This is a genomic window from Sphingomonas brevis (assembly GCF_023516505.1).
Taxonomy (GTDB): Bacteria; Pseudomonadota; Alphaproteobacteria; order Sphingomonadales; family Sphingomonadaceae; genus Sphingomicrobium; species Sphingomicrobium breve.
The window spans coordinates 2,036,853-2,061,798 of the sequence record NZ_JAMGBB010000001.1 but is presented as its reverse complement, the minus strand read 5'-3'; the positions used below and the strand labels follow the sequence as shown (position 1 = coordinate 2,061,798).

General features: G+C 62.1%; 22 protein-coding genes and 1 tRNA gene. 6 read left to right on the top strand and 17 right to left on the bottom strand.

Features of this window, described 5'->3' with window-relative positions; translation table 11 throughout:
- From holA to LZ518_RS10665, 4 genes are read right to left on the bottom strand one after another with little or no spacing between them, the layout of a single operon-like run.
- Positions 1-1,017 carry a DNA polymerase III subunit delta gene (gene holA, locus LZ518_RS10680; protein WP_249915970.1) on the bottom strand — a complete coding sequence of 339 codons (1,017 nt, stop codon included), beginning with the start codon at positions 1,015-1,017 and terminating at the stop codon, positions 1-3.
- Positions 1,014-1,517 carry an LPS assembly lipoprotein LptE gene (gene lptE, locus LZ518_RS10675; protein ID WP_249915969.1) on the bottom strand — a complete coding sequence of 168 codons (504 nt, stop codon included), beginning with the start codon at positions 1,515-1,517 and terminating at the stop codon, positions 1,014-1,016. Before lptE ends, holA begins: the two co-directional genes overlap by 4 nt.
- Complete coding sequence (leuS, locus tag LZ518_RS10670) at positions 1,514-4,036, bottom strand: leucine--tRNA ligase (protein WP_249915968.1); 2,523 nt, start codon at positions 4,034-4,036, stop codon at positions 1,514-1,516. Before leuS ends, lptE begins: the two co-directional genes overlap by 4 nt.
- 14 nt (positions 4,037-4,050) lie before the next feature.
- Positions 4,051-4,455, bottom strand: coding sequence for a DUF3576 domain-containing protein (locus LZ518_RS10665; RefSeq protein WP_249916556.1), 405 nt, complete (start codon positions 4,453-4,455; stop codon positions 4,051-4,053).
- 226 nt (positions 4,456-4,681) lie between these two features.
- On the opposite strand from LZ518_RS10665, the gene LZ518_RS10660 reads away from it, so the two are divergent.
- On the top strand, positions 4,682-5,398 hold the full coding sequence (locus LZ518_RS10660) for a hypothetical protein (protein WP_249915967.1): 717 nt from the start codon (positions 4,682-4,684) through the stop codon (positions 5,396-5,398).
- A 1-nt stretch (position 5,399) separates the two neighbouring features.
- Here the strand turns inward: LZ518_RS10660 and LZ518_RS10655 are convergent, their stop codons facing one another.
- Positions 5,400-5,948: a thiamine phosphate synthase gene (locus LZ518_RS10655; protein WP_249915966.1), complete on the bottom strand. Its 549-nt coding sequence runs from the start codon at positions 5,946-5,948 to the stop codon at positions 5,400-5,402.
- A gap of 22 nt (positions 5,949-5,970) precedes the next feature.
- On the opposite strand from LZ518_RS10655, the gene LZ518_RS10650 reads away from it, so the two are divergent.
- Entirely contained in the window at positions 5,971-6,627 is a 657-nt protein-coding gene (locus tag LZ518_RS10650; RefSeq protein WP_249915965.1) for a YggS family pyridoxal phosphate-dependent enzyme, read from the top strand.
- Positions 6,628-6,660: 33 nt separating this feature from the next.
- On the opposite strand, the gene ribA is transcribed toward LZ518_RS10650, so the two are convergent.
- The 4 genes from ribA to LZ518_RS10630 all read right to left on the bottom strand — a co-directional run bounded on the left by ribA (position 6,661) and on the right by LZ518_RS10630 (position 11,780).
- Complete coding sequence (ribA, locus tag LZ518_RS10645) at positions 6,661-7,707, bottom strand: GTP cyclohydrolase II (RefSeq protein WP_249915964.1); 1,047 nt, start codon at positions 7,705-7,707, stop codon at positions 6,661-6,663.
- Complete coding sequence (gene xth, locus LZ518_RS10640; RefSeq protein ID WP_249915963.1) at positions 7,704-8,495, bottom strand: exodeoxyribonuclease III; 792 nt, start codon at positions 8,493-8,495, stop codon at positions 7,704-7,706. Before xth ends, ribA begins: the two co-directional genes overlap by 4 nt.
- Positions 8,496-8,734: 239 nt before the next feature.
- Positions 8,735-9,358 carry a LolA family protein gene (locus LZ518_RS10635; RefSeq protein WP_249915962.1) on the bottom strand — a complete coding sequence of 208 codons (624 nt, stop codon included), beginning with the start codon at positions 9,356-9,358 and terminating at the stop codon, positions 8,735-8,737.
- An 85-nt stretch (positions 9,359-9,443) separates the two neighbouring features.
- Complete coding sequence (locus LZ518_RS10630) at positions 9,444-11,780, bottom strand: FtsK/SpoIIIE family DNA translocase (protein WP_249915961.1); 2,337 nt, start codon at positions 11,778-11,780, stop codon at positions 9,444-9,446.
- Between the two features lie 102 nt (positions 11,781-11,882).
- On the opposite strand from LZ518_RS10630, the gene LZ518_RS10625 reads away from it, so the two are divergent.
- Positions 11,883-13,100: an FAD-dependent monooxygenase gene (locus tag LZ518_RS10625; protein WP_249915960.1), complete on the top strand. Its 1,218-nt coding sequence runs from the start codon at positions 11,883-11,885 to the stop codon at positions 13,098-13,100.
- 17 nt (positions 13,101-13,117) lie between these two features.
- On the opposite strand, the gene LZ518_RS10620 is transcribed toward LZ518_RS10625, so the two are convergent.
- Together LZ518_RS10620 and LZ518_RS10615 are read right to left on the bottom strand one after the other, a co-directional pair.
- Positions 13,118-13,768 carry an LON peptidase substrate-binding domain-containing protein gene (locus LZ518_RS10620; RefSeq protein WP_431358220.1) on the bottom strand — a complete coding sequence of 217 codons (651 nt, stop codon included), beginning with the start codon at positions 13,766-13,768 and terminating at the stop codon, positions 13,118-13,120.
- Positions 13,765-14,670 carry a tetratricopeptide repeat protein gene (locus tag LZ518_RS10615; RefSeq protein ID WP_249915959.1) on the bottom strand — a complete coding sequence of 302 codons (906 nt, stop codon included), beginning with the start codon at positions 14,668-14,670 and terminating at the stop codon, positions 13,765-13,767. Before LZ518_RS10615 ends, LZ518_RS10620 begins: the two co-directional genes overlap by 4 nt.
- 164 nt (positions 14,671-14,834) lie before the next feature.
- On the opposite strand from LZ518_RS10615, the gene LZ518_RS10610 reads away from it, so the two are divergent.
- From LZ518_RS10610 to LZ518_RS10600, 3 genes are all read left to right on the top strand, one after another.
- Positions 14,835-14,909: transfer RNA gene (locus LZ518_RS10610), tRNA-Gly, on the top strand.
- A gap of 346 nt (positions 14,910-15,255) precedes the next feature.
- Positions 15,256-16,488 carry a DNA (cytosine-5-)-methyltransferase gene (gene dcm / locus LZ518_RS10605; protein WP_249915958.1) on the top strand — a complete coding sequence of 411 codons (1,233 nt, stop codon included), beginning with the start codon at positions 15,256-15,258 and terminating at the stop codon, positions 16,486-16,488.
- A gap of 28 nt (positions 16,489-16,516) precedes the next feature.
- Positions 16,517-16,951, top strand: coding sequence for a very short patch repair endonuclease (locus LZ518_RS10600; protein WP_348538682.1), 435 nt, complete (start codon positions 16,517-16,519; stop codon positions 16,949-16,951).
- Here the strand turns inward: LZ518_RS10600 and LZ518_RS10595 are convergent.
- The 6 genes from LZ518_RS10595 to LZ518_RS10570 all read right to left on the bottom strand — a co-directional run bounded on the left by LZ518_RS10595 (position 16,948) and on the right by LZ518_RS10570 (position 24,870).
- Positions 16,948-17,616, bottom strand: coding sequence for an HNH endonuclease (locus LZ518_RS10595; RefSeq protein ID WP_249915957.1), 669 nt, complete (start codon positions 17,614-17,616; stop codon positions 16,948-16,950). The genes LZ518_RS10600 and LZ518_RS10595 overlap by 4 nt on opposite strands.
- A gap of 166 nt (positions 17,617-17,782) precedes the next feature.
- Positions 17,783-19,387, bottom strand: a complete 1,605-nt coding sequence (locus LZ518_RS10590) for an ATP-binding protein (protein WP_249915956.1) — start codon at positions 19,385-19,387, stop codon at positions 17,783-17,785.
- Between the two features lie 12 nt (positions 19,388-19,399).
- Positions 19,400-19,819 (bottom strand): EcoRII N-terminal effector-binding domain-containing protein, encoded by a 420-nt coding sequence (locus LZ518_RS10585; RefSeq protein ID WP_249915955.1) that lies wholly within the window; start codon positions 19,817-19,819, stop codon positions 19,400-19,402.
- The gene (locus tag LZ518_RS10580) at positions 19,816-21,744 is read right to left on the bottom strand and encodes a DEAD/DEAH box helicase (protein ID WP_249915954.1); all 1,929 of its coding nucleotides are present in this window, start codon (positions 21,742-21,744) and stop codon (positions 19,816-19,818) included. The genes LZ518_RS10585 and LZ518_RS10580 overlap by 4 nt, the downstream gene beginning before the upstream one ends.
- A 40-nt stretch (positions 21,745-21,784) precedes the next feature.
- Positions 21,785-23,944, bottom strand: coding sequence for an AIPR family protein (locus LZ518_RS10575; RefSeq protein WP_249915953.1), 2,160 nt, complete (start codon positions 23,942-23,944; stop codon positions 21,785-21,787).
- 155 nt (positions 23,945-24,099) lie between these two features.
- Positions 24,100-24,870 (bottom strand): hypothetical protein, encoded by a 771-nt coding sequence (locus tag LZ518_RS10570; protein ID WP_249915952.1) that lies wholly within the window; start codon positions 24,868-24,870, stop codon positions 24,100-24,102.
- Positions 24,871-24,946: the final 76 nt, after the last annotated feature.

The window sequence follows — 24,946 nt, the reverse complement described above, 5'->3', positions numbered from 1 at the left end:
CTAGCGCCTTGCTGCCCGCGCCAGCGTAACCAAAGTCTCTCCCAACGCCGCCTCGTCGGCCAACGGTCGAAGCATGATCTGTCGCTCGAGACTCGCGACACGCGAGGCCGCCTCCGACAGCCGCTCCGCCGGCCACACGGATAAAAGCCGCTCGATCAACGGTTTGTCCTTCCAGAACAAAGCCTTACCCATTGACGTCATGACGGCGTCAACCCGCTCGCCGCGCTCAATCCGGGCGCGCAGCGGCGCCAGCATCAACAATCGCCGCTGAAGCGCGCGAAGAATCGGCACCGCTTCCGATCCGCCGTGAGGAAGGCGCCCCAGCTCATCGAGCAATAGGTCCATCCGCCCGGCCAACGCCAAATCGCCAATCCGCATCAAATCGGCCTCGGCCGAATCCGCACCAAGGATGTCCACGGTATCCGGATCAAGATCGCGCGCATTGTCGGTGTCGGCCCCAAGATAAAGCGCGAACTTCGCCAATTCCTGCAATGCTATCGCCTGGTTGCCGGCAGCCGCCGAAGCGATCCGCCGGGCAAGATCCGGCGAGACCCGCAGGCCCTGTTCCCGCCCGAGATCGATGACGATCCGCTCAAGGTCGCGGCCTTCCGGCACATAGCTGATATGCGACCAGGCCGCGGGATGTGTTTCCGCCAGCTTGAGCAGTGCCGACGTCTTGCGCAGCGAACCGGCGACCGCAATCACCGAACTTTCGCTAGCGGGCGCTTCGAGCAACGCCGCCACACCCTCAGCGATTTCGTCGCCGGCGGGCTCAACCCAGATGGCCCGTTTGCCGCCGAACAGGGAAATGGCGCCGGCCTCATCGGCCAATGTTGCCGGATCGGACTTAATTACCTGGCCAAGTACGACGAATTTGTCGGCATTGCCGAGCCCTCTGAGCAATTGCCCGGCAAGGCTCCGCGAACCAGCCTCGTCCGGGCCATGAAACAGGTAGAAGCGAATGGCCGGATCAGGACGGTCGAGCGCCTTGGCGAGGCCGGTCCTGACCGCCTTCATTGCCCGGTGGAACTGCGCATGAACAAGGCCAGGCGCGACACCATCTGGTCGGCGACAACCTGGGCGAGCCGCTCCTGGGCGGTCTGCTCGGCAGCCACGGTGGCATATTCGGAGCTGACGATATCGATACCGGCGTCGGATCCGGCCGTCGCATCAAGTACGACTTCGCCAGTTTTCAATTCGACCAGCCGGTAGCGAGCTCGCAATGTGCGCCGCTCACGGGTCGCCGAACTATCGCCGCGAATGCCGAACGAAGTAAGATTGTCGTCGAGCTCGACTTCCAAGCGATAGGATGCATTTCCGGATTCGCCCCCCAGCCGATCGACCAAGGCGTTTCGAACCAGCCAGCCGGCGCGTTCCGGAATTGCCGCGACCTGGATGGTGGTGAGCCCGCTCGCGACCTGACCCGACGAGCCGCCGCCATACATCGGCTGCAGGCCGCAAGCGCCGAGTAAAAGCGCCAGGGCCAGGGCGAAGCCGTATGACGTTGGGCGGGTCATGCGACGATATTGACCAGCCGGTCGGGAACCACAATCACCTTGCGCGGCGAACCGCCACCCAATTGAGATTGAACCTTCGGCAAGGCGAGGGCGCGAGCCTCGGCATCCTCTCGGCTGATGCCGCGCGGAGCAGTCATCGTCTCGCGCAGCTTGCCGTTAACCTGCACGGCGATCGTGACTTCGTCATCGACCAGCATCGCCGGATCGAAGCTTGGCCAGGCCGCGTCGGCAATCATGCCGTCTTCGCCGCGCGTGGCCCAGGCTTCCTCGGCCAAATGGGGGGCACCCGGAGCGACCAGCAGCAACAGGGTACGAATGGCCTCGTCACGAGTCGCCGAGGGCTTGGCTTTCTCGATCGCGCTGGTGAGCTCGTAAAGCGCGGCCACCGACTTGTTGAATTGAAGTCCCTCGATTGCTTCACCGACGGCTGCGATCGTCCTGTGCAACTTCTTGGCAAGCGCGATGTCCTCGCCATCATTGCCGGCCGGGGACCGTATCAGCCGCCACACGCGCTGGACGAAACGAGCGGCGCCCTCGATCCCGCTCTCCGACCATTCCAGGTCGCGCTCGGGGGGCGAATCCGACAGCATGAACCAACGCACCGCGTCCGCGCCGTAACGGGCGAGGATCGGCTCGGGGTCGACCGTATTCTTTTTCGACTTGGACATTTTTTCGACGCGCCCGCGGCGAACCTCGGCCCCGGTAGCGCGCTCGACCAGAGTGCCGCCTTCGCGAATCTCGATCTCATCCGGATTGAGCCACCGGCCGTCGGGGCTCTCATAAGTTTCATGGGTGACCATTCCCTGTGTGAATAGCCCCTTGAACGGCTCCTTGATCGAGATTTTGCCCATCCGCTCGAGCGCGCGCATCCAGAAGCGGGCATAGAGCAGGTGGAGGATCGCATGCTCGACCCCCCCGATATATTGGCCGACCGGTAACCACTTCTCGGCCTCAGCGCGGTCGAACGGCTGGTTCTCTGGCTGACTTGCGAAGCGGATGAAATACCAGCTGGAATCGACGAAGGTGTCGAGCGTGTCGGTTTCGCGCCGCGCCGGTGCACCGCAACTTGGACATTCGACCCTGGTCCAGCTTGGGTGGCGGTCAAGCGGATTTCCGGGCACGTCGAAGCTGACATCCTCGGGCAGAACCACCGGCAGCTGATCGCGCGGGACGCCGACCGGGCCGCAGGCGTCGCAATGGATCACCGGGATCGGCGTGCCCCAATAGCGCTGGCGCGACACGCCCCAGTCGCGAAGGCGATATTGCGTCTTGCCCTTGCCCCACCCCGCCGTCTCGGCGCGGCGAATGACTTCGGCCTTGGCCTGCTCGCTGGTAAGGCCGTCGAGGAACTGCGAATTGACCGCCACTCCCGGCTCGGGCTCCGGCTCGGTGATTGGTGCCGATGCGCCGTCGCCATCCGCGGCGACGACCCGGCGGATCGGCAGGCGGTATTTGCTGGCGAATTCGAAGTCGCGGACATCGTGGCCGGGAACGCCATAAAGAGCGCCGGTGCCGTAATCCATCAACACGAAATTGGCGATCCAAACTGGCAGCCGCCAATTGGCGTCGAACGGGTGAATTGCCTCCAGCCCGGTATCGAAGCCCAGCTTTTCCGCCGTCTCGACCTCGGCCGCACTGGTGCCGCCGCTCTGGGCCTTGGCAATGAACTCCGCCACTTCCGGCCGTCCTTCTGCCAGGGCCTCGGCGATCGGATGGCCAGGCGAAATGGCAACGAAGCTCGCCCCGAAAATCGTGTCGGGGCGGGTCGTGAACACCTCAATGTCGCAATGGCCGCCAGGAACCGTTCCCGCCAGGCGGAAACAGAATTGCAGGCCCTGGCTCTTGCCGATCCAGTTCTGTTGCATCAGCCGGACTTTGTCCGGCCATTGGTCGAGCTCGTTAAGCCCTTCGAGCAGTTCCTCGGTGAAGTCGGTGATCTTGAGGAACCATTGGCTCAACTTCTTGCGCTCAACCGTCGCTCCCGACCGCCAGCCCTTGCCGTCGATCACCTGCTCATTGGCCAGAACGGTCATGTCGACCGGATCCCAATTGACCTCGCTCTCCTTGCGGGTGACGAGACCGGCATCCATCAGGTCCAGGAACAGGGCCTGCTCATGACCGTAGTAGTCGGGCTCGCAGGTTGCGAGTTCGCGGCTCCAGTCGAGGGCGAAGCCAATGCGCTGCAGCTGCTCGCGCATCGCCGCGATGTTCGCTCTCGTCCAGCTGCCGGGATGAACCTTTTTCTCCATGGCCGCATTTTCGGCCGGCATTCCGAACGCATCCCACCCCATTGGGTGGAGCACCTCGAAACCCTGCATCCGGCGGAAGCGGGCCAGCACGTCGCCCATCGTATAGTTGCGGACATGGCCCATGTGGATGCGCCCCGACGGATAGGGGAACATCTCCAGCACATAGGCCTTGGGCTTGGCCGAATCGCTGTCGGCATGAAAGCTGCCGGCTTCCGCCCAGCGCTGCTGCCAGCGCCGGTCGGCAACCGCCGGGTCGAAGCGGTCGGTCATCGGCTAGGCGCTTCCTAGCCGCTAACGGTGGTGCGGCGAAGGTCGCGGGCGCGAGTAAGGATAATGTCCTCAAGCTTCTGGACGGTCGCGGCGGAAACCGGCGCATCCACCCACACGCCGCCCTGGTTGACCTGGCGGCTGGCGGCGACCCGCAGCGCGTCGGCGCGAAGGTCCTGGTCGATGATCGACACGGTCAGCTTGACCCGCTCGCCCGGCGTATTGGGGTTGGCGTACCAGTCGGTGACGATCACGCCACCATTGCTGTCGGCCGTGATCAGCGGTGCAAACGACAAGGTGTCGACCGCCGCGCGCCACAAATAGCTGTTCACCCCGATGCTGGTCATCCGCGACGGCGCAAGCTCGATCGGCAGGTCCTTGTTCTTCGAACAGCCCGGCAGGACGACGCCGACGGCAATCATGGCAACAACAGGAAGGGTCAGGCGGGACATAGGACTCTCTTTGCAGATATGACGGGGCTTAGGTGGCGTTATAGATGCTGCCGCCGTCTCGGCAAGCGACAGAATCACCGGGTAATTTCCGGTATTTTGTGGACTCCGGGCAACAGGGCGTCCCGGAATCGATTCTAGTCATGGAACCGACAGGTTCGAAAGCCTATATCCAGAATGGAACAGGAGTCTGTGTCACGTGTCGAACAGGGAGACCATGAATGGCGGAAAGCTGGCGCTAGCGCTGGCCGCTGCCGCAATGGTGATGACCCCGGCGATTGGCGTGGCCGCGGCCGGGCAGCAGCGCGCGCCGTCTATCTCCTTGAGTTTCGATAATATTTCGACCTTCACGCCGGCGTCTGCCGACCCCCGTTTGGCGGCGATGTTCGCCAATCGCGGTCCGTCGATCGCCGATTTCAAATTCACTCCGGCGGCGGCCAAGGGTCGTCCGTCGCAGCTGCGACTCGCGATCCGCGCCCGCGGCGCCGCGACTCCGGCGCGCCCGGTCGAGGTCGCCGTGGCTTCGCCGCTGACCGGCCTGGCGCCGGCTCAATATGATCTTGGCCTTGCGGTCGGTTGGAAGCGCCTTGCCGTGGCCGGCGATGTCACCCGCTCGGCAGATCCCGATCCGGCGATCGGATCGCGCGAGACGGCGGTGGTTGGTGTCAGCTACAATCTCAAGCGGTTCACCGGGCGAATTGCAGTTGGCGGCGAGCGCAACGAGAATCGGGTCGCGGCCTTGGCTCGCCCGGACAGCATGTCGCTCGACGTTGGTGGCGCTTATAATATCAGCCGCAACATCGCGCTGACCGGCGGCGTCCGCTACAAGGTCGAGCGCGACCAGATCCCGGCACTGGCTGACACGCAGCAGCGCGACAGCAAGGCCGTATACGTCGGCACTGCCGTTAAGTTCTGATCTAGCTTTTCAGCCAGCAATCGATCCCCGCGAAACCATGGAATGCGCCCGGATGGGCTGATTCCAGCGCTGCAAGGCGCGCCTCGTTCATTCCGCCAAGCGCGATCGCCGGGCAGCCGGCAATTCTTGCAAGCCGGACTGCTCTTTCCTCGCCCAACGCCGGCCGGCCAGGATGCGACCGGGTCGGGTGAATCGGACCGACAAAGGCCAGCACGGCGCCCGCCTCCCTGGCGGCGCGAGCCTGGGCCTCGTCATGCACGGCCATCGAGCAAGGCAATTCGCCCGGCCCATCCGGATTGTGGACGAAGGAAGCGCCCAGCCGCTCGGCCAATGCCGTGTTCCCGGCCACGCCCAGCACCAAACCTCCGTTGGCAGCGGATCGCGCTAGTTCACGGCCCAGCTCCAGCCGATCCTCGCCGTTCAGGCTGTAATGACGAAATATGATGCCTGCCCTTGGCGGCAGCCGCTCGACCGCATCCCACAATCGACTGTCGAGCCGTTCGTCAGTCATCAGCCACCGCGCGGGCCATTGGGACTGGTTCACTGTCATCGCGCTTCCTATAGCGCGCCGGATGAGCGACGCCGCAACCCGCCTGGCCAATGTCCGCGAACAGATCGCCCGCGCCGCCAGGGCTGCCCGGCGCAGGGCCGAGGATGTGACGCTGGTTGCGGTGACCAAGCAGCGCGGAGTCGAAGAGATTGAGCCGCTCATCGCTGCCGGGGTCACTGATTTCGGCGAGAATCGAGTGCAGGAGGTGGCCGGGAAATGGCCGGCACTTCGAAGCGCCCACCCCAACCTTCGATTGCACATGATCGGGCGGCTTCAGTCCAACAAGGCCGAGGAAGCGGTCGAACTGTTCGACGTGATCCATTCGCTCGACCGGGCTTCGCTGCTCGACGCGCTGGTCAAGGCCGGCGAAAAGGCCGGTCGCTATCCGCATGTCTATGTGCAGGTGAACATCGGCGCCGAGGACCAGAAAGGCGGGGTGGCGATTGCCGACCTGCCCGGCTTTCTCGACCAGGTGCGGGGCTCGCCGCTGCCGCTGGCCGGGCTGATGGCGATGCCGCCGCTGGAAAAGCAGCCGGGACCTTATTTTGCCTTGCTGGCCGAATTGGCCCGACGCCATGACGTCACTGGCCTCAGCATGGGCATGTCGAGCGACTATCCGACCGCGGTAATGCTGGGCTCGACTGCGGTCCGCGTCGGGTCAGCCTTATTTGAGGATTGACCCCATCAACCCTCAAATCGCGGCTCTGTTCGCCTAGTCGAGGTGGCCGCTCTTCTTGCGCTTGGTCGCGAGATAGTCGGCATTATGCGGGTTGGTCGGCATGTGATGCGCAACCCGCTCGACCACTTCGATCCCTTCCCGCTCCAGGCCGGAGATCTTGTTCGGATTGTTGGTCAATACCCGCACCCGGTCGATGCCCAGTGCCCGGAGCATGGCGGCGGCCATGCCATAGTTGCGCTCGTCATCGGCGAATCCGAGCCGGCGATTGGCATCGACCGTGTCGAGCCCGCGATCTTGCAGCGCGTAGGCCCGCAATTTGTTGGCCAGCCCGATGCCGCGGCCTTCCTGCCGCAGGTAGAGCAGCACTCCGCCGCCTTCCTCGCCGAGGATTTTCAGCGCCTCTTTCAGCTGCGGGCCGCAGTCGCATTTCAGGCTGCCGAACACATCGCCGGTCAGGCACTCGCTGTGGAGGCGAATGAGCGGCGGCTTGCCGCCGAATGCACCGATCACCAGCGCGATATGCTCCTCGCCGCTGGCCGGATCGCGGAAGGCGACCATCTGGCTCGGTGGCAAATTGTCTAGCGGGAGCTTGGCCCGGGCGACGATCGTCGCCAATGGCGCCTGGGTGGCGACGGCAATGTCGGCCGGCTCGACCGAGGCGCCGGCCTCGATGTCGACCAGCCACAGCGCGGGCAGCAGGCCGGCCAGCCGCGCCAGGGTCAGCGCCGCCTTGGCGCATTCCGGCTGCTCGACCTTCATTGCCTCCAACGGCCCGATAGGGCCGCGATCGAAGTCCAGGCCCGGATCGGCCAGCGCTCGCGCCGCCTCGCGGTCGAGCCATTGGCAATGGCTGACCTCGACCGGGTGGTCGGGGCTGGCCGCTTCGCGCTCATTGGCCAGGCCAAGCGCCATCGCGCGCGGCCCGCTGATCAGCAGCGGCGCACAACCCTCGGGATCCGCCAGTTCCAGCATCGCGCGGGTAGCGGTTTCGACCGAAAGCACGGTCGTCCTGCCTACCCGGACTGCACGTCCGGCCTGAAGCGCGGCGATCGCCCGCTCGATCGGGGATATTCCGGTCACACCGCCAGCTCGAGGATCAACGGCACATGGTCGGATGGCCGCTGCCAGCCACGGCAGGGCTCCAGCACCCGATGCGCGACTGCCTGCGGCGCAAGCTCGGGCGATGCCCACATATGGTCGAGGCGGCGGCCGCGGTCGCTCGCCGCCCAATCCTGCGCGCGATAGCTCCACCAGGTGAAATTGCGCTCTGGGGCAGGAATGAACTCACGGCCCAGATCGACCCAGCCATGCGCCGCCTGCAGCCGGCCAAGCGCCTCTACCTCGATCGGCGTATGGCTGACCACATCGAGCAGTGCCTTGTGGTTCCACACGTCGCATTCCAACGGCGCGATGTTGAAATCCCCGACGATTAAAGTCGGCTCAGCCAACTTTTCAGACCAGCGAGTCATGCGCTCGATGAAGTCCAGCTTCTGGCCGAACTTCGGATTGACCGTCCGGTCGGGAGTATCGCCGCCGGCCGGAATATAGACATTCTCCAGCCGGATGCCGCCCGGAAGGCGGGCGCCGACGTGGCGCGCCTCGCCATTGTCCTGCCAGTCGTGGCGTCCGGCATCTCCCAGCTGGACCCGCGAAAGAATGGCGACGCCATGGTGCATCTTCTGGCCGTTAAGCTCGTGATGGACATAGCCACGCGAATGGAACAGCTCGGCCGGGAAAACATGATCCTGGGCCTTGGTTTCCTGCAAGCAGAGGATGTCCGGCTGCTCTTCGTCGAGAAACCGCTCGACGATCGGCACGCGGGCGCGAACCGAATTGATGTTCCAGGAAGCAATCTTGAGCGTGGTCACGGAAGCGCGAGTAGCCGACTTTACGCCGGAAGCAAAAGGAGGGCCTTTTCGAATTTCAGTCCCCCGGACTGAAATGAAAAGGCCCTTGCTCCGGGGGCTTGGAGCAAGGGCCGACCAAGCGTTCGTCACGCAAGGTGATCGTCGCTGACCCGGGTAACAGGGGGAAACCCCGGCACGCGGCGATCTAACCTAATGTATATACTCACCAAGCTGTCGCCAAGGTTAACCGTTTTCGATTGCTACGCTTTTTTGCGCTTCGGCTCGGTAAAGCCGAAGGCGCTGTCCGGCACCGCGACATTGTAGCGCTGGTTAGTCAATCTGACGGTGGTCTTCTTGTTCTGGGCGTCGATTGCCGTCCAGCCTTCAAGGCGCAGTCCGCCGGGCGCGGCCGAGCTGCGAATGAACGCCAGCACCAGCGTGCCAAATTCCGGACGACGCGTGTCGCGAGCCCGCACCACCACGACCTGGCTATTGTTGCTCGGCACCAGCCTCGCGATCCGCTCGAGATCCGGATTGGGCGCCAGCAGAACCGCCAGCGGCGATTTGCCGATCGCCCATTTGCTGTGCTGGGCGACGTCATAGTCGAGATAGTGGAGGGTCGTCCCGTCGGCGACGAGCAGGGCGTTGACCCCTCCGCCATAGGCAAAGCGGATCTTGCCCGGCCGCTTGAGGCTCAGCGTGCCGGCGATCTGGCGGCCCTTGCCATCGGTCTGAAGGAAGTCGGCGGTCATCGACCGGGTCGCGCCCAGGCTCGTCTCGACGGCCCGAAGGTCGCCGGTCGTTGCGGCGGGCGCGGCCGCGGACAGTGTCGCGACAATTGCCACCGGGATCAGGGCCCGCGCGGCATTGCTCATCAAATTCATCAAAAAACTCCCGAAAATTTGGCCAGCGTTATGGCGTTCCCGGATTGAATGCGCTGTGAACCTGCCAGTTCCCCCGCGTTAAGGTTCAAATCGGGTGCCCGTCGGTGTCGATCAACACCTCGCGGCGACCAACGTGATCCGGCTGTCCGACCAGCCCATCCTTCTCCATCCGCTCGATCAACCGGGCGGCGCTGTTATAGCCGACCCTCAGCTGGCGCTGCAGGTAGCTGGTGGAGGCCTTTTGGCTCTCGGCGACGATCTGGATCGCCTTGCGATACAGCTGGGTCTCGGGATCGTCGTCGCCGACTGGCTGGCCGTCGAACAGATAGCCGCCGTCTTCAGGCTCTTCGGTGACCGCCAGAATATAGTCGGGCACCGCTTGCTTGCGCCAATGATCGGCCACCGCGCGCACTTCCTCGTCGCTGACGAATGGGCCGTGGACGCGAATGATCTGCTTCCCGCCGGGCATGTAGAGCATGTCGCCCTTGCCAAGCAGCTGCTCGGCGCCCTGCTCGCCAAGGATGGTGCGGCTGTCGATCTTGCTGGTGACCTGGAAGCTGATGCGGGTGGGCAGATTGGCCTTGATGACGCCGGTAATGACGTCAACCGACGGCCGCTGCGTCGCCATGATCAGGTGGATGCCGGCGGCGCGGGCCTTTTGCGCCAGCCGCTGGATCAGGAACTCTACCTCCTTGCCGGCGGTCATCATCAAATCGGCAAGCTCGTCGACCACGACAACGATTTGAGGAAGCGCCTCATACTCCAGCTCTTCCGTCTCATAGAGCGGCTGGCCGGTGTCGGCGTCGTACCCGGTCTGCACCCGCCGCCCGAGCTTGGAACCCTTGGCCTTGGCGTCGCGGATCTTGGCGTTGAAGCTGGCCAGCTGGCGGACGCCGAGGCTGGCCATCATCCGGTAGCGCTCCTCCATCTGCTCGACGGTCCATTTGAGCGCGCGGATCGCCTTGCCGGGCTCCGTCACGACCGGTGCCAGCAGATGGGGAATGTCGTCGTAGATGCTGAGCTCAAGCATCTTGGGGTCGATCATGATCATCCGGCACTCGTCCGGGCTCATCCGGTAGAGCAACGACAGGATCATGCAGTTGAGGCCGACCGACTTGCCCGATCCGGTGGTGCCGGCGACAAGCAGGTGAGGCATTGGCGCGATGTCGGCAATCACCGGGTCACCCGAGATATTCTTGCCCAGGATCAGTGGCAGGGACATGTTCTGGTCTTCGAATGCCTGGCTGCCGATGAGCTCGCTCAGCGATACGGTTTCGCGCTTGGCATTGGGCAGCTCGATGCCGATCACGCTGCGGCCCGGAATGGTCGCGACACGGGCCGACAGCGCCGACATGTTGCGGGCGATATCGTCGGCCAGCTGGATCACCCGGCTGGCCTTGATTCCGCTGGCCGGTTCCAGCTCGTACATGGTGACGACCGGTCCAGGGCGGACTTCGACAATGTCGCCGCGCACATGGAAATCCTCAAGCACGCTTTCGAGCAGGCGGGCGTTTCGCTCGAGTCCGGCCCGATCGATGTTGCCCTTGGGCTTGTCCGGCGGGGGTGCCAGCAGGTCGAGTGCCGGCAGCTGGTAATTATCTCCCAGCGCCAGGCTGGCCTGGCCGGGAAGCACGCCCTTGCCCTTTTTCGGATTGGGTTTCGCGGCCGGGGCAATGCCCCGCGCCGGCTCCGACACCGCAACCGCTGGGCGGGAACGCGGCGGAGAGGCGGCCCGCTCTTCATCGTCAACGGCGATTTCACGGCTGCGGCGAGGCTTTGGAGCAATGCTGGTGTCGCGGCGGAATCGGTCAGCCGCCCATTGCCTTTCTTCCGGACGGATGCCGAGCGCGAGCCAGCCAATCGCAAAGCCGCCCAGCGCGAGGATCGCCATCAGTGCCAGTCGAACCGGCCCTTCGACCTCCGGGTTGCCGACAAGTCGCACGGCTGAATCGACGCCATAGGCGCCGGCCAGGCCAAGTGCGCCGCCATAGCCGGCCGGCAAGCCCGACACGGCAGAGCCAGCATAAAGGCCCAGCGCGATCCCGATCAAGGCAACACCGAGTGCAGCGACCAGCAACGCCCTGCGCATCGGTCCGGTATCAACTCCACGCACCATCCTGAGGCCGATCAGGGCAACCAGCGGCAGGAACAGGCCAGCGGCAGGTCCGAATAGGAACAGCAGCGCGTCGCTGGCATAGGCGCCGAACGAACCCAGCCAATTGACCGGGGGGCCGCCGGCGGCGGTAGTCAGGCTGGGATCGGTGCTGGAATGAGTGACAATGGCGATGCCAAGCGCGACTGACAGTCCGATCAACGCCACGCCGACCGTCTTGCGAACGAAGCCACGGATCGAGGCCGCCAGCGTATCGCGCCAGTGCGGACCCAAATCCTTTTTCTGCGCTCGCTGCGCGGCCGTCGCCATGACGTCACTTTCCCCCGGCTTTTCAGTCGCCGTCCATTGTGCCTGTCGCCGGACTCCGGGGCAAGGCTTCCCTCACCGAGTTGCGATGACTAGTGAGGGCCGATGGACCGGGCGGATGTGATCATCTTGGGCGGTGGGCTCGTTGGGCTGGCGCTGGCAGCAGCGCTGGACTCCAGCGGACTAAGCTCGATCGTCGTCGATCCCGCCGATCCTGACGCGCGCAAGACGGTCGCGTTCGACGGCCGGACCAGCGCACTAAGCTCCTCGTCGAAACGGATGTTCGACACGATCGGCATCAGCGATCACTTCCCGGTCGCCGGCTGCCCGATCCGGCGGATCGAAGTGGCTGACGGGCTCGAGCCCGGGGGGCTGGCGTTCGATCCCGGCGACGATGACGAACCGCTGGGTTGGATGAACGAGAACCGCCATTTGCGGACCGCGCTGCTGGAACGGGCGAGATCGGGCAAGAATATCTGGCTGATGTGGAAGGCCAAGGCGGCTCATGTCGAGCGCGGCGATCATGGCGTCACCGTCCGGCTGGAGGATGGCCGGATGGTCGGCGCTCCCTTGCTGGTTGCGGCAGAGGGGCGCAATTCGCCGATGCGCGAGGCGGCCGGTATTCGCATCGCGCGCTGGAAATATGATCATAGCGCAATCGTCTCGACGCTCCGCCACGAACACTCTCACGACAATGTCGCCTACGAGATTTTCTACCCCTCCGGCCCGTTCGCTCTACTGCCGATGACCGACGATGAGGCCGGCCACCGTTCGGCAATCGTCTGGTCGGTCAAGGCCGAGGACGCAGCGGGCTTTCTGTCATTGAGCGAGGGCGATTTCGCGGCCGAAGCCGAAGCGGCGATGGGTGGCTTCCTCGGCAAGGTCAGCGTGCTCGCACCGCGCTCGACCTACCCGCTCGGCTTCCACCATGCCGCGCGGATTACCGACCACCGGCTGGCGCTGGTCGGCGATGCGGCGCACGGCATCCATCCCATCGCCGGTCAGGGCGTGAACCTCGGCTATCGTGACGCGGCAGCTCTGGCTCAGGTTCTGGTGGAGGGCGCGCGGCTGGGACTCGATCTCGGCGACGAGCAGCTGATGACACGCTACCAACGCTGGCGCGGGCTCGACACATTCATGGTCAGCCTGGCAACCGACAGCCTGACCCGGATCTACGGCATTCCGGGTAGGACCGCCTCGAAGGTTCGCCGATTTGGAATGGGCCTCATCAACCGCATCGGGCCGGTCAAGGACCGGCTGATGGCCGAGGCGCGCGGCACCAGCGGCGACCTGCCGCTACTGCTCCGGGGACTGCAGATTTAGGAAGCCCATGCCGAGGCTTACTGCAGCGTCTGCCCGACATCTGCGCCGCCCGGCGCGAGGCGCTGGAATTGCATCAACTGCACCACCAGGTCGGCTCGGCCGGCCAACGTCTGCTCTTCCAGAAGGGCCTGTTTGGCGCCGACGTCGAACGGCGCGACCTGGGCAATCGCATTGACCAGCATCTCATCGTCGAGCTGGCCGACCGCGTTCCAATCGACGGCCAGGCCGAGCGCGTCGCCGAACCGCCTCGCCTCTCGCTCGACTTCGGCGCGCTGGGCAAGGCCGAGCGGCGGCGGCTCCGAATCGTCGAATGCGGCGAGGTCGACATCGGCCTGGCGATAGGAGGTACCGAGGTCCCGCTCGGCGATCAGGCGAAAGCGGCTTGAGCCATGCAGCACAATGTTGAATCGCCCATCATCCAGCTCCTCGGCGGCGACGATTTCCCCCAGGCAGCCGGTGTGGAACAGCTCGACCGGCTCGATCAGCTCGCCCTCCAGTGAGCCGTTCCGCGGCTGGATCATGCCAATCCGCCCCGCACCCGCCAAGGCATCGCGGACCATCTCGCGATAGCGTGGCTCGAAAATGTGGAGGGGAAGCTGCGCCCTCGGAAGCAGGATCGCACCGGCCAGCGGGAACAGGGGGATCCGAGCTGGATTGGCGCCCATCATGTGAACAGCAGGGCCGACAGCCGGCGACGTTGCACCCGGGCCCAGGGATCCTCGAGGCCGGCCGCCTCCAATATCTGGAGCAATCGGGCCCGGGCCGCTCCGTCGTTCCAATCCCGGTCGCGCGAGATCAGATCCAGCAATGCATTGGCGGCGGCATCGCGATCGCCGGCCGCCATTCGCGCCTGGGCAATGGCGAAGCGGGCCTCATGGTCATCGGGGTTGGCGGCGAGTCGCGCCTCCTCGGCCGACACATCGGCCGCCGGTGCCGCCGCAATTTCCAGCATGGCCAGAGCCCGCGAAACCGCCGGATGCTTTCTTTGCTCATCGCCGAGCGAATCCAGCAGGCTCCGGGCCTCGTCCGCTTTGCCGCCTGCGATCATCGCCCGCGCGAGGCCGCCAAGCACGACCGGGTTTGCGGCGTCCATCTCGCGTATCTGGCTGAAAACATTCTCCGCGCGGGACGGGTCGCCGTCTGCCAATATCTCCTCGGCCATGGCAATCAACGGCTCGACTTGGTCCGCTAGGTTTTGGGCTTCGCCCTTTACCGGCAGCTGGGCCAGCAGCTGGTCGAGGACCTTCCTGAGCTGGCCTTCCGAACGATAGTTAGTGAGATCGGCGACCGGCTGGCCCTGGAATAGGGCATAGACCGTCGGAATCGACTGTACTCGAAACTGGGCGGCAATCAGCTTGTCCTGGTCCACGTCGATCTTGGCCAGGATCACGCCCTTGTCCGCATATTCGGCCGCGACCTTGTCGAGGATCGGCCCGAGCTGCTTGCAGGGCCCGCACCACTCCGCCCAGAAGTCGAGGATGACCAGGCTCGACATCGACGGTTCGATCACCTGGCGCTGGAAGCGCTCGATCGCCGTGCGTTCGTCCTCGGTCACGCCCAGTGTCGCCACGGAATACTCCTCGTCGATGGTCTTCGCATATGGGCTTCGGTGAGGAGCGCGGCAAGGCGCGGCTTTGGGGTTGCGTGACCCAAGAGGCAATGCTAGGCGCCCGCTCCACCCTAGCCGTTGAGCAGCACGCATGAAGCGTGCCGGCCCTCCGGCTTAGCGCCAGAGCGGGCGTAGCTCAGGGGTAGAGCACAACCTTGCCAAGGTTGGGGTCGAGGGTTCGAATCCCTTCGCCCGCTCCATAGTTTTCAAATACTTGGCCATGTAGATCAACTACGCGGTCGAGCCTCAGCAATCGCCAAGCAATCACGCTTCGCTCGAAACCGCGCTGGACTCAACGACAGCCCCGATATCGCTACTTTCTCGGCCCGGGAAGCTGAGCTAAGAGCGCTTTCACCGCCATTCGCTGAAATTTTCGTTCGCAGCACGCCAAATCCTGGTGGATTTGACCGATAGCAATCTCGTCGTCGCCCACCTTTGCCTGGACTTCGATCCATCTCAATTTAGGTTGCGTCCTGGGAATGAAATCGACAGAGTGTCCATAAATGACCCAGATAGAAAATCCGGATAAAACAAAACATGCATGGAATGACCAGCGGGTTTGAAGCGGAGCTTCGCAGATCCGGATTGAGCCTGAAGGAAGCCGCTGCCGAGCTCGGCTACTCGCAACGACATATCAAGCGTTTCATCAAGGGCGACATACCGGTGCCAAAGCTGGTAACCGAACGACTCCAAGACCTCGCGTCCAGACGCGTGAGGCACCAGCCGCGCGCGAACTTCAGGTTTATCGATCTTTTCGCGGGTATCGGGGGCTTGCGGCTTGGCTTCGAGGCGATCGGAGGAAAATGCGTTTTTACCAGCGAATGGGACCGATGGTCGCAAAAAACCTATTCGCGAAACTTTCCGGATGGTGATGACCACATGATGGTCGGCGATATTGCTCCCTACGGTGCGGATCCTTCCCTGATCCCGGGACATGATGTTCTTCTTGCCGGCTTTCCTTGCCAGCCTTTTTCGCTGGCGGGGGTGTCCAAGAAAAACTCGCTTGGCCGGAAGCACGGCTTCGATGACATCAAGCAGGGAAACCTCTTCTTCGAGATTGAGCGCATCCTCCGCTACCACCGGCCGGCAGCATTCCTCCTCGAAAACGTCAAACACCTCAAACGTCATGACAAGGGCCGTACCTTTGAGGTTATTCGCAAAACGCTCAAGGAGGACCTTGGCTATGCGATCAGCTTTCGGGTGATCAGCGCGGCTCCATGGGTCCCGCAGAAGCGGGAGCGAATATTCATTGCGGGTTTCCGCGACGACGTCGGGTTCAGCTTCGATGATTTTGACAGGATGCTGCCCCCCGAACTGGAATGGCCAAGGCTCGGCGCTGTCCTGCAGTCACACAACGAGGTTGATTCAAAATATACGCTGACGCCGAGGCTCTGGGAGTATCTGCAGGACTATCGCAGGAAGCACGAGACAGCCGGCAACGGGTTCGGTTTCAGTCTCTTTGGAAAGGATGACATCGCCCGGACCCTGTCGGCTCGGTATCACAAGGATGGGTCCGAGATCCTCGTCGCGCAACGTGGCACCCGGCCGCGCCGACTCACTCCCACAGAATGTGCCAGGCTGATGGGATTCGACCGCGGCGATCGCAGGTGGGAAATCCCGGTCTCGGATACGCAGGCCTACCGTCAGTTCGGCAACGCAGTCGTGGTGCCGGTGGTTGAGGCGGTTGCGAAGTACATGGAACCTGCGCTCACAAAAATGCTGGCGCGGGACACGGCTAGGGGCGGGGCACGGCTAGGGACTCGCGCCAAGATTGGCTGACATAGTCTCCGCCGAGAAGCGCAGCCTGATGATGTCGGGCATCCGGGCAAAAAATACGCAGCCGGAAATGATTCTACGCCGACTGCTTCATAGGGCAGGTTTCCGATTCCGGCTCCATCGTCCGGATCTTCCAGGCAAACCCGATCTCGTGTTGAAGCGATGGCGGGCGGTAATCCATGTTCACGGATGCTTTTGGCACAGCCATGGCTGCCATCGGTTTCGCCTGCCGGCGACGAACGCCGAAGAGTGGGCAAGCAAGCTCGAAACCAACCGCCGTCGCGACACCGTCGTCAGAGCCAAACTCGAGCAACTTGGCTGGCGGCAACTAATGGTATGGGAGTGCGCTCTCACGGGCCGGACCAGACTGGCGGATGCCGCTCTGCTGGCCGCCCTCGACCGCTGGCTCCGCTGCGATGAGTGGACTGGAGAAATCAGTGGCAACAGGGCGTCGGGGCGGGGCTAGCCGCCCTGTCGCAATGCCCGGATTTCATCGAGAGTGAATGGCGGCGTTCTCCGGTGCGCGATGGCGTGGCAGTTTGCGCAGAGTGGAACCAAGTCCGTGCATGGGTTCACCGTGTAATCCGGACCAAGCATCGAGACCGGCGTGACGTGGTGGACATGGATAAACCCCTCGCCGACGGGCCCGTAGGCTTCTGCGAAGCTGAAATCGCAAGCCTTGCACACGGCTCCGTGAATCTCGATGCATGCCGCCCTGTTGATCCGGCTTCGCTCGTAACGGTTGACCTCGACGCGCAGGACCGACCCTTCGGGTAGACCCTCGGCGTTCTCAATGAGGCTCTGAGATGTTTCCTCGACCGGTACCAGCGCAAACACCAGCCCGGTGAAACGGCGGGTCCACAGCTGCAGCTCCGCATTGTTGTCCTCGGAGCTTTCTGTGTTGACCATGGCAGGCGACTTGGAAAGTCCGATCTCGACCCGTCGCCAATTCTCTGGCCACGACTCGGGGGCATCAGGCGCAACGGAATTGCCGTCAACCTGCATCGAAACCTTGGCCCGTTGGGCGGTACATTTCTCGGCGAGATGCCGGAACAGGTCGACGCGCTCTGGCCCCGCGGTCCCCATCTGACTGACCAATTCCCCAGCAAAGGCCCCCGGTTCGAACTGCATTTCGAGGCTGCGCCATTTGATGCGAATGACTAGCCGGAATGCGTCGCTTGGAGCACAGTCGGTCGGAACCAGTTCGAAAGATGGATAGCTCCCTGAAGCAGGGAGAGGCCGGCTTTCTAGGGCAATGCCGAAATGATCGGTGAGCTGCCTCGCGAGCAGCTCGTGATCAGGCTGCCACATCCTCTAGGTCCGGTTCCGGCAGATCCTCGACCAGCTTGCGAAGAATACGCGAGACTTCGAAACGCATCTCTTCGAAATGCTGCGCCGTACTGTCGCTGATGGTGCTCAGTTCGGCAATGCAAAGTCCCCACAACAGCGAATCCATTCCTTGAATGGTAACCCCCTGTGCCAGGTTGGGGACATAGACCTTGTGGTAGTATGGGTGGGACGTGTTGATCCGCACCGCCTTGTGCCCATCTATGATCGTCGGTTCGAACAGCGCATTGTCGTCAAGCTGATCAACCGGCTGGACGAATAGCTCGCCCGGCTTCTGGGCGTGCCCGACTTTGAGCTTGATCCTGAAAGTGCCGTTGCGGTTAGTCAGCTGGGACATGCCCGTGTTGGGATTTTCTACGTTTACATTGGCGCCGCCGATTTCGTCCTCCTTCGAGCCGATATTGCGATTTGACGAGTCGTGGTAGCCGGCAGCCTTCTTGCGGGCCTCGCTACGCTTGCCCTGGCGATAGCGGTTGTTAGCCTCGCGGCGCGGAGCGGTGAGGAAGCGGTCCCTGATATGAAGCCATAGGTCTTCGTTGAGGCTGATCTGCGACTTTTTGAAATCGATATCGAAAACCTCATCGAGCTCGTGGGTGAATGAGAACTCCACCCGCAGCAGCGAGCCGTGCGGCTCTTTCGAATACATGCTGAGCCACGTCGCGTCCTGGATCAGGCGGTTTTCGCGGTAGATGTAGATTCCCTGCGTGTCGTTGCCGAGGCGGGATTGCTTCAGGGCCGCGTCGGTAGTGAATTCCTCCTTTCGGGGGAGGATGTAGGCCCGCAACTGGAACTCGGCCTCCTTGGCATCACCGATCGCGACCTTGACCTTGTCGTCGCCTACCTTGTCGGCGACGTCGGTGCAGAAGGGATCCCAAGGAAGGATCTTCTCGCCGTTGACCCTGATTTCAACATCGCGCGCGCGGCTGTCCAAATGGTCGAGGAATCTCTGGAAAACCATGCTGAGATGGCTCCGCAAACCAGCAATTGCACGGTTCAGGGCGTTCTGCGCGGCATTCCCGCCCGGAGTGACATAGTCCTTGATCAGGCGGTCTACGTCAGTCCACAGAACCACCGTTCCCGACGACTTCGGCGCGACGGTGTTCAGGTGGTCGATTGCTTCCTCATCCGGCTCGTCGTTGAGAAGCAGCTCCCAACCTTTGTCCGCCACATGCTTGAGGTCCCAAGTAGCCTCAAGCAACGGCTCGGACGCACCTGCGCGGGAGATGACCGAGAGTCGCTTCGAGAAAGCTGTCGATGCTGTCTTCAGCCCCAGCCCGAACTTACCGAGGCTTGCAGGATCGGACCGGCGCCTTGAACCGTATGTCATGGCGTTGATCAGGCCATCCCGATCCATTCCCTCGCCGTTATCGGCGATCGAGATGCGGATGTTGTTCCGCAAATCCATGAGGATCTGGAGATCGACGACTGTCGCACGGGCGGCAATCGAGTTGTCGATGATGTCGGCAATGGCAGTGTTGAACTTGTAGCCGGTGTCGCGGAGGCCCTCGATCATCCGTTCGGGATCGGGAGGGGTATCGACCGTTTCAATCGTCATGACGCATTCTTCCTACTTTTCAATTCCGACGACCTTCCAAGCCGTTCCGAGTGTGAGCACGCCGTCAGTTACCACGGGAGTATGGCGCCGCTTGAACCGGACGGTCCGAACTCCTCCATCGTGCTTTTCGAGGATCAGTTCGTCACCCTCATGCAGCCCGTTGCTGTTGATGAACGGTGTCATTCGGGTGAGCCGGTATTCGTTCCGCGTGCCACCGAACTGCCGGTTGTTGTAATAAATAAAGGCGAACTCCCACTGGCTGCCTTCGTCATCGCGAAAATACAGGTGAATTCTCGGATTCTTGACGTCGGTTGGGAGGGTCGGAAAGAAGCTCAGGATCGTCGGATCCTTCGGCACGAGTATGCCGGCTTGGTGCGCCCCGGTCTCGCCAGTGTCGTTCGCACTCAGGACCTTCGAAATCGCGCTGATCACAGCGCCACCTTTCTGACCGGGCTCATCTGCAGCGCCTTGGAAATGTCGGCAATCGTTTCCTCCTTGCCATCGACACCGACGACCGCAGTCTCCGAAAGGTCGCGCTTGCGATCGAGACGGTCGTTGACAGTCTCCTCCACACTGTCGGCAAAATAGAGACGATGAACCGTGACCGGCCGATCCTGTCCGCGCCGGTGAGCCCGCGCGGACGCTTGGTCTTCAACTGCTGGATTCCATTCCAGATTGTAATGAACGACGTGCGTCGCGGCGGTTATGTTGAGCCCCGTTCCAGCTGCCTTCGGATTGAGGGCGAGCAGGGCTGCGCCGGTCTCCTGAGTGAATCGGTCAACTACAGACTGCCGCTGATCGATTGGCGTTTCGCCGTTGATGACCGCGGCGTAGTTGCCATAGCGCTCCCGAACCACGCGGACGATGAGGTCCGCCATCCTGTTGTAGGACGTGAATACGAGGATCTTTTCCCGTGCACTGAAGACCTCATCCACAATCTCGAACAACCGCTGGAGCTTGGTAAACTGCAGGCCTGCTGCAACGCTGATCGGAACATCGTCGAGCAATCCAGGATGTGCGCAGAACATTCGCAATCGCGTCAGCGCGACGAGGCTCGCGGCTTGAGGATATTCTGCGATTGTCTCAAGCCTGACGCGTTCGTACTCCGCCGCCTCGTCGTCCGACAAAAGCAAAACCTGCGGAATGTCGATGCGGTCGGGTAGGTCCTTGGCCACCTCCGCCACTCGCCGCCGGAGCATGATTGGCGAGGTGAGCGGCTCGAGCGCCGCAGCCCCCAGTCTATCGTCAGGGAAGTTCAGCTCGAAGGATTCAAGGTCGCCGAGCAGCCCAGGCAGGGCGAAGTCGCAAAGCGACCACAGGTCACTGAGTCGATTTTCAACCGGCGTTCCGGTTACGGCAATGCCGCATCGCCTGCGGAGCTCCTTCACCGCCTTGGCGCGAGCCGTGTCCGGATTCTTGATGGCCTGTGCTTCATCCAGAATGACGATGCGCCAGTCGACCATATGAAACATGCTTCCGTCACGAACGACAGTGTCATAGGACGTGATGACCACATCGAATGGCAGTAATGCGCGATAGTCACCCGTCCGGCGCGCTCCCTGATGGATTACTGTCTTTAAACCTGGCGCGAACCTGTCGATTTCGCGGCGCCAGTTCTCCATCAGAGTAGCAGGACCTACGACCAGTGATGGAGCTGCCTCGTCACGCTCGGGCGATGCCAGAAGCGCGATCAATTGGATAGTTTTGCCGAGTCCCATCTCGTCAGCGAGAATTGCGCCCAGCCGCTCGCTCCAAATGTAAGTGAGCCATTGCCATCCGTCCCGCTGATAGGGGTACAGATTACCGCGGAACGATACGAGTTCAGCAGGCTCGCGGTCGGACGTGAAGTCTGCCTTGATGTCACCTTGCGGGATAGTGTCGCAAAAGCCCGGAAGCACTGCGCTGATCTTTCGAAGCTCGAGATACTGCTTGAGGGAAAGTGGCCCCGGTTCGAGTATGCCTGCCGACTTCAAAGTTATCCGAACGGATTCACGCGCACCCGTGGCCAGCGGAAACCAACGGTCACCGATAATGCAGTGGTCAGGTGCCGAATCCTCGAGTGAAATATCGACGGCCACGCCGCCGGCTTCCGCGCGTACGGCGCAGGCGAGACCCCCCATGCCGGACTCTGCCGATACGACTGCTACCGCGAGCGCCGCGGGGTACCGCGAAAATGAGAGTCCATCCGGCCGAGTCGCGATGGAAATCTTTCTGCCCCTGATCGCGTCCGAGCTATCGAATACCAGGGCATATATTTCTTCACTCGAGGCTTGCTGCGGATCGCCATCAACAATGATGTCCAGACGAGCACCATGCCGCTGCCATTCGGCTGGCACCGACTCTGCCTCGACGGTCATGCTTCGCGCCTAGCGCCGCACAACTTGGGCAATTTCGCCATCAGATCCTCACGGTCCTAACCGCCGAGGACGAAAGCCGGATGGAGCTCGAGGTTGGAGAGTCCGCAGATTCTCGGTTTGCAATAAGGGAAGAGGGATCGAAGCCCGCTGCGGACATGCGAGCGAACAGGTCACCGATGGCTCGCAGGTCGCCATGTGGAAGCGGGAATCGACCGGCAGCCAGCTTGGACAACGCCGTGCGCGATTGGGGCGTCAGTAGCTGCAGACGCGTCGCATGCGTGTGAAGCGCCTGGGCATGGGGAATCAGTTCGAGGACCTTTGCTTCCAGCTCGATGCCCTTGTCGATTTGCCGGACAGCCCGTCCTTCCTTCGCAGAGACGCGTGCCTCCTCAACATCGAGCATCAGCGCCTCGGGAATTTCCGGCACTTCCAAGCTCATCCGTTCGATCGCGTTCCAACACGCCTGCTTCTTGCAATACTCTCCGACATTTCGAACGGTTTCAGGCGTGTCCTTGATCGCCCTCGAAATCTGCGGGGCGAGCTGGCGCAGGGCTTCGCAAATCTCTTCCGGTATATCCTGCGAATTCCAGATGATCTGCAGATTGAGACCGGCTTTGCCCGACTTTTTCACGTGGCTGACGAGCCTCGCGAGCGTGTACGCCACAGTCTGGGATTTGTACCCTCGATCTTCGCGGTACCAGTCGGATTGACCGATCATCCGGTCAGTCCAGCGGAACAGCAGCGCCTTCGCAGCAACGGCCCGGTACCAGTCGTCGTTGAAGGAAAGCTCGGATGTCAGCCACTCCGCTTCGATCTTTTCTGCAAAGTGCAGGAAGCATTTCTGCCCCCCCAGGCAAACTATGTGCGGCAGGCATGCATAGGTGGTCTCGAACTTGGCAAGATCCGTCTTGTCAATGAGCTGCGCAGGCGGGAATTCCGCTTCGAAGCGCTGCTTTTCCCTTAATGTCCCGTAGGCTTTTCCGTCCCGGTACTGTCCTCGTGCGCGTTCGTAGAACCACTTCGAGCCACCGGTCATGCCGGGTCTTGGCGGGGCCATAAGACGCCTGGAAATCTGTTGCATCGTGACGTGGAATTTGTGGCTCGCGAAGAAATCGGCTTCGTTGACCTTGTTCTGCGTGTTCGCGAACCGGGAAATCTTTGGGACGATATCCTCGACGAGCTCGGGCCTGACGACTGAAAGCTTCATTTGCACATATACGCGATCAAGCTCTGAAGCAGACCGGTCACGTGCATAGAGTATCGAGGCGGTCGTCTGGCCGCCGTTGACAATCTGGAGGTTGTCGATTGCCGCGATGGCCATGGACCCGTCCGGCATGGATGCCGTACGAACCCCGGACGCTGTGGCAGTCAGTCCATTGTTGTAAGCGAAGAACATCTCCGGCGTTTCCTTCAGCGTAGCCAGGATGCCTTTGTTTACTTTGGTCTTTGCCTGCAGGAACGTACGGACATTCTGTTCGAGCAGCCGAGCTCCGTAGAGGCCGTAAATGTCGGCGAGGAGTTTTCCGGGCAGCGCCACCAAGTACGACTGATAGTCGTCAGCATCATTGAAAGCCGGGAGGCACGGAACAGGAGTTCCATTTAGAGCAATGAGGTCCACCTCGATAGGCTCGGGGCTGCTTCGCGACCGGAGTATGTCTGCGTAGCGGGCAAAATCGAGAAAGTTGTACACAACCGGCCTTCCGCCGATTTCCGGCGCAGGTTCGGGAGGGCGCCGGGTAGCAAGGCGTGCGTTGGAAAAGAGAATGACCCGGATTCTGCGCACCGCCGCTGCTTGGAAGGCTAGCGGATAGCCCGCCTCGAACTCGGGATCACTTTTGCTGAACCGTTCAAGAAAGGCTTCATCCAACGCCAGTTCGACGAACCTGCGAACCCGTTGCGTCAGCGTCTCGATGTGCGAGGCATTGAGGGTTTCGAGAGCGCTGCCTTCCCTGAAGTCGCAAACGGCCAAGTAAAGGACGCCGCGCTCGGCATCGAATGCCGAACCATCGATCCTGTAGCTGCCCTGACCCTCCTTCTTTGCGGGCGTGTGGATAAGATCGATTGAATCGCCATTCTCTGCTGCAAGATCGGCGTACATGCGGAAGAAGGCTGCCTTGGGGCTCTCCCCCTCCGCTTGCTGGGCGAACTGCAGCTCTTCGAGGAATGACTCGAATGCCTGATCGAGATCATTATCGGACAAATTACGCTACCCCCCGTAAACCGGATTTAACATACGGAGTCATCCAGCATTTGAAAGTGGTAGCAGTACGTTGTGCCACTGATAATTGCCAATCGGACGAACCCGACGGAACTCATGTCAGCAATGCGACGAAGCACAAACGTGTCTAGATCGCGTTAGACTGGGCCGAAATGCGTTGCTGTGATGGATGGCAATGACACGCCCTCCTTCTTCGCGATCGTCAGGATTATGCGGCCGCAGATCGTTTGACTGTCAAACGCCAACCGAGCTTCGTCTTGCTCGGATAGCCGTGCGGTTCCGTGAAAGTGGCCACTAAGAAGTGCATAAAGCCGGTCCCATTCCTTGACCTCGCTGTTCATGCCGTAGGAACGCAGAACTCGCACGACGCCTTGCCGAAGCCCCAGTTTGTGCAAGCTACGGCCAATGGATGCAGCTACCTCTTGACGCTCCGCGCCGGTTATCGTGACATGACCAAAACCCTTTCCTACTTCGACAGCGAGTTCGTGCAGCAACGCACTCTGGGCTGGAGTCGAAGTCTCATTCTGACCGAGTTCCTCAATGGCAGAGAAGGCTAGTACAATTTGGCTGAGTGGCTCCGGGCTCGCGAGGGCGAGGTTCATGATACGAAGCGCCGAGGGCGCCATCGCCACGGTCGAGACTGGCGATCGATCAAGGTCGATCAGTGCCTGGATTAGCGCGTTCGGGTCCGCCGTCACGACACCTTGAAAAGCCATAATTGGGAACTTCGTAAAGGCATCGTCCTCGATGACCATCAATCCGTGAACGTTTGGCAGCAATCGCTCATGGGGCTGGATGAAGCCCTCAGTGCGGGCCCACTTTTCATTCATCCATCCAGTTGGTTTGTCGTCGCCAACGTCTATGCCGAGACGCACAGACACGCCGGCTATTTCAAGGAGTGCGCGCAAGCGGCTCCCGTATACGGACGCAGCGTTCTCGGATCTAAAACCCTTTGCCGAGAACACGAGCCACTTTGTATCCCGG